Source organism: Streptomyces sp. NPDC127084 (assembly GCF_042724175.1).
GTDB lineage: Bacteria > Actinomycetota > Actinomycetes > Streptomycetales > Streptomycetaceae > Streptomyces.
In genome coordinates this window covers 1-4,688 of the sequence record NZ_JBHXFA010000231.1, presented here as the reverse complement: position 1 = coordinate 4,688, position 4,688 = coordinate 1, and the positions used below count along the sequence as shown (strand labels likewise).

Genomic DNA, 4,688 nt, shown 5'->3' with positions numbered 1-4,688 from the left:
CCGTGCCCCCACCGCACGTACCCCCCCCCCCGACCGTGACCCGGCCGGCCCCGGCAGGTCCCCTGAGCCCCCGCCGACCGCACACCCCGGCCGGCGGCGGCTCCGTTTCCTCCCCCGGATTCCGGCGGCCCGAGCCTCACGGCCACGGGGTCAGCAGGCAGCGCCCGACAAGCCCGACAGCCGCGTCCAGCCGCTCCGCGAACTCCTCCGCCAAACCCGGGAGTTCCCTGACTCCCCACAGCAGGCGGGCCGCCGACCACGCGCCGTCCCGGGCCCGCTCCAGACTCCATGAGCCCAGCAGATGAGTCACGGGGTCGGCGATCTCCAGCAGATCCGGTCCGGGCATCAGATCTTCACGGATACGCTCCTCCAGTAGCGTGAGGATCTCACCCACGCGGTCGAACGCGACCTCCAGGCGCTCAGGTTCGCAGCGGAGCGTACGGCAGCTGTCCACCACGGCGAGCGCCAGATCGTGCCCGATATGCGCGTTGATACCGGCCAGCGCGAACTGCAGCGGGCGTACCCCGGGATGGCGCCGGTACTGGAACAGCGGGCGCCAGCAGTCCGGTGGGCGGCCTCCCGCCGCGGCCGTCTCTACGGCGTCCAGATAGCGTTCGGCGAAGAGAACGCCCAGCGTGACGGCGCAGCGCCGGTCGGGGAACTCGCCCCGGTCGATACGCCGCCCCAGCTCCTCGGTGACCGTCAGATACACCCGGTTGAAGACCGCGACCCCGTCTCGCTCCGGCAAGAGGAAGCCCAGCGCGCGCATCCGTTCCACCACCGGGCCGACGGAGGGATCACCGGGTCCGCACGGGACGTCGACATGTGCTGCGAACTGTTCGGTCTGCGCCATGCAGGCAGCGTCCCAGTCCTAGGCTCGTCCGGGTGCCGCCGGGCCCGGGCTTCCCCAGATCGGGGGAAGCCCCGGATGCCGGGCGGCCACCGGAGAACGTGCGAGGGGGGAACGGTCGGTGGGAGGCGTACGCACCCGGCGCCGTGCGGAGCGGCGCGAGCGCCGTCGCGCGGCTCGCCGGGGGATCATGGTGGGCGCCGCGGCCGCGGTGGTGGCCGTCGGCACGGCCATGGGGATGGTGTCCGCGGCGGCGGGCGGGGACGAGCGAGGCCGCGACACGGCCCGTACCGCTGCGACGAGCCGTCCACCCACGGCGCCACTGCCCGCGCGCCCGAGCCTTTCGCCCTCGCCGTCCATGGCGTCGAAGTCCCCTCCCGCGCCCGGGGCTTCGCCGAGCGCCACCGCGAAGTCAGCCCCGAAGCGGCCCGTTGCCCCATCCCCGGCACCAACACCCGATGGCGGACTGCTCTACCGGCATCCCGATTCGCAGGTCATCGACTGGGTGCGGGCCCACCGCGGCGACCCGCGCCGGGCGCTGATCGAGGCGCGCATCGCCGCCCAGCCAGCCGCCGTGTGGTTCGCCGTCCACAACCCAGGCGAGATCACCCGCGAGGTTCGTACCGTGACCTCCGGAGCAGTCACGGCGGGCCGGGTACCGGTCCTCGTCCCGTACGCCATCCCCGACCGTGACTGCGGCGGCGCATCCCAGGGCGGGGCGCCCGATCTGGACGCGTACGGGCGCTGGATGGAGGAGTTCGCCGACGGACTCGGTTCCGCACCGGTGATCGTCATCCTCGAACCCGACTCGCTGGCCCTCTCCGACTGCCTGTCCGACGCGGACCGCGCCGCCCGGAACGCCGCACTGGCAAGGGCGAGCCGCACCCTCAAGGCAGCCAACCCGCGCGCGAAGGTGTACTTCGACGCCGGCCACTCAGGGTGGCATTCCCCGGCCGCGATGGCGGGACTGCTGCGTGCGGCGGGGGCCGTGACCAGCGGGGACGGAATCTTCACCAACGTGTCCAACTTCCACCGCACGGCCGACGAGGCACGCTACGCCAGAGCCGTGCTCGGAGCACTGGGCGGCCCCGCTCGGCTCGGCGCGGTCATCGACACCAGCCGCAACGGCAACGGCGCGCCCCCGGCCGGCGCTTGGTGCGACCCCGGCGGCCGGGCACTCGGGCAGGCTCCGACGACACGGACCGGACAGGCGCGGATCGACGCCTTCCTGTGGATCAAGCTCCCCGGTGAATCGGACGGCTGCCGGGGCGCGGCAGGCAGCTTCACCCCGGACTACGCCTATGACCTGGCTACGGGCTGAGACGCCCGCTTTGGGAGCGGCCGCCGAGCCGGCGGTCACGGCGCTGTCCCAGGCCGAGCCGGAGAAGCTGGGCCTCACCCAGGCCGATCTGCCCGACCACAAGATCGGTGAGCCGAACGCGGCCGACCGCACCGCGGGCAAGGCCGCCACGGCCGACAAGCCCGAGTGCGCCGTCTTCGTCGACACCATGGCCATGCGCCCGGTGGGTGCTCCGGGCGCCACCGCCATCCGCAAGCTCGTGGCAGTCCCCAAGACGCCGCCTGCCGACGCCTCGCCAGAGGAGAAGGCGAAGGCGGCTCTCGGTGCCCTGGGCGGGACGTTCACCTACGACACCCTGAGCTCGTACGAGGGCAAGGGCGCGGCGGATGCCCTCGACGCCTACAAGAAAGCGGGTGCCGACTGCGCCAGCGGCTTCGTCCTGACCACGGGCGCTGACAAGATCGAGGTCACCAAGGTCGAGACCGCCCAGTACAGCGCCGGGGATGAGTCCGTCGCCTTCAAGTTCAGCGTGGACCTCGACGGTACGACCGGAACCTCGCATCTCGTCGTGGTCCGCAAGGGCGCGAACCTCGGCTCCTTCCCGGCACAGAGCTTCGCCGGCACGGCCGAACAGCCGAAGACCGTCATCGACGCCCAGGTGAAGAAGCTCGCCTGAGCTCGCGGACGGGAGTGCTGCGGGGATCTCACTTCGCGACCTCTGCCGCGGCCGCCCGGGCCGTGGCTCCGGGCACGGCGGTCTCCGGGCCGCGCGCACTGCCGCGCAGCACTCCCGCACCCACCACAAGACCGAAGGCGAGCACGGTCACCAGGGCGAACGACACCACCAGCGACGTCAGATCGGCGATCCCGCCGATGGCCGAGGGGGCGATCAGCCCCGAGGTGTAGGTGATCGTCGCGACACCCGCTATCGACAGGCTCGGATTGCCGCCGGTGCGTCCCGCCGCCGCGAAGGCCAGCGGTACGACGACGGCGATACCGAGACCGACGCAGCCGAACCCGGCCATCGCCGCCAGGGGATGCGGGGCCAGCACCACCAGTACCCCGCCCGCCGTGGCGAGCACCCCGCCTGCCCGTACCGTACGGACCGCCCCGAAGCGGTCCACGACCCGGTCGCCCGCCAGCCGCGCCACCGCCATGGTCAGCGCGAACGCGGTCGTGGAAGCTGCGGCCGCCCCCGCTGACGTACCGAGCCCATCCCGCAGGTACACCGCCGACCAGTCGAGGCTCGCTCCCTCCGCGAACACCCCGCAGAAGCCGATCGCGCCGATGACCAGCGCGGACCGCGGCGGCAGCGCGAAACGGGGCGGTGCCTCCTCGTCCGGGGCGCCGCGCAGGTCCAGGACATGCTGGCAAGCCAGCAGGCCGAGCGCGGTGAGCACGGCGGACGCGATCAGGTGGTGGAGCCGGGCGTCGGCGTCCAGGTGCGCGGCGAGGGTGCCGGCCGCCGAGCCGATCAGGGCGCCCACGCTCCACATGCCGTGCAGGCCGGACATGATCGAGCGGTTCAGGCGGTTCTCGACCTCCACGCCGAGCGCGTTCATGGCGACGTCAGCCATGCCGGCTGTGGCGCCGTACACAAACAGGGCGCCGCAGAGCGCGTACACGTTCGGGGCCAGCGCGGGGAGCGCGAGGGAGAGCGTCCACAACGCGAGCAGTCCGCGCAGCGCGGCGCGTGCGCCGAAGCGGTGGCTGACGGCCCCGGCGAGCGGCATCGCGAGCGACGCCCCGAGCGCGGGGAACGCCAGCGCCACCCCGAGCAGCCCGGTGCCCACCCCGGCGTGGTCCTGGACCCAGGGGATACGGGTGGCGAAACTTCCGGTCACGGCGCCGTGCACACAGAAGACCGCGGCAACGGCCCAGCGGGCGCGCCCCAGCTTCCGCCCCTCGGATACGACGACTTCGCTCGTCATCGGTGCCGTCCTCCCCGAGCCCCGCCATACGACGGCCGATATAGCCACAAAGAGGCTAAGAGGACTAGACCAACGCGGTCAACCGACACTGTGCAGGGGCTGGAGCCGGCGCCTGTGAGACCCCGCACGACGGCTCTGTGAGCCAGGACACAGGGCATCACCCGCTTGGTCCATTGCCCGGCGTGGCAGACTTGCCCTGTATCAGCAGCAGCGCACTCCGGGGTCGGTGTAATTCCGAACCGGCGGTTACAGTCCGCGACCCGTCCGCATCCAGCGGCCGGTTGACCAGGTGAAATTCCTGGACCGACGGTGAAAGTCCGGATGGGAGGCAGTGCGCGGCGGGCGACCCTTGCGGTCCGCCGGCCGTCTGCGGCCGTTCGCCCTCAGCGGCGACCGGTACCGTCGGCCAGGCGTTCCCCCAGGACATCGTGCCGCTTGCCCTGTCGTTCGACGACAGCCCCCGGAGTCCGTGCCCGAAGAGGCAGGAGGACCGGGTGGCCACCGCAGCCGACATCAGCGCCATGGGCCGGGCCATCGGGCTCGCCGCCCGTGCGCTCGGCTTCACCAGTCCCAACCCCGTCGTGGGATGTGTCATCACCGACGCCCG

The 4,688-nt window shown here is 72.6% G+C and carries 4 protein-coding genes, 1 pseudogene and 1 riboswitch; of the genes and pseudogenes, 3 read left to right on the top strand and 2 right to left on the bottom strand.

Annotation, left to right across the window (positions count from 1 at the left end):
• Window positions 1–136: 136 nt before the first annotated feature.
• The gene (locus ACFWI9_RS31630) at window positions 137–853 is read right to left on the bottom strand and encodes a DUF5995 family protein (protein ID WP_387167938.1); all 717 of its coding nucleotides are present in this window, start codon (window positions 851–853) and stop codon (window positions 137–139) included.
• A gap of 118 nt (window positions 854–971) precedes the next feature.
• Here ACFWI9_RS31630 and ACFWI9_RS31625 point away from each other — a divergent pair, with 118 nt between their 5' ends.
• Together ACFWI9_RS31625 and ACFWI9_RS31620 are read left to right on the top strand one after the other, a co-directional pair.
• Window positions 972–2,171, top strand: a complete 1,200-nt coding sequence (locus ACFWI9_RS31625; protein ID WP_387167935.1) for a glycoside hydrolase family 6 protein — start codon at window positions 972–974, stop codon at window positions 2,169–2,171.
• Window positions 2,152–2,826 carry a hypothetical protein gene (locus ACFWI9_RS31620; protein WP_387167932.1) on the top strand — a complete coding sequence of 225 codons (675 nt, stop codon included), beginning with the start codon at window positions 2,152–2,154 and terminating at the stop codon, window positions 2,824–2,826. Before ACFWI9_RS31625 ends, ACFWI9_RS31620 begins: the two co-directional genes overlap by 20 nt.
• A 28-nt stretch (window positions 2,827–2,854) precedes the next feature.
• Here the strand turns inward: ACFWI9_RS31620 and ACFWI9_RS31615 are convergent, their stop codons facing one another.
• Window positions 2,855–4,081 (bottom strand): MFS transporter, encoded by a 1,227-nt coding sequence (locus tag ACFWI9_RS31615; protein WP_387167929.1) that lies wholly within the window; start codon window positions 4,079–4,081, stop codon window positions 2,855–2,857.
• Window positions 4,082–4,289: 208 nt separating this feature from the next.
• Window positions 4,290–4,420, top strand: a riboswitch (FMN riboswitch).
• 155 nt (window positions 4,421–4,575) lie between these two features.
• On the opposite strand from ACFWI9_RS31615, the pseudogene ACFWI9_RS31610 reads away from it, so the two are divergent.
• Window positions 4,576–4,688: pseudogene (locus ACFWI9_RS31610) on the top strand (riboflavin biosynthesis protein RibD); the annotation flags it as partial.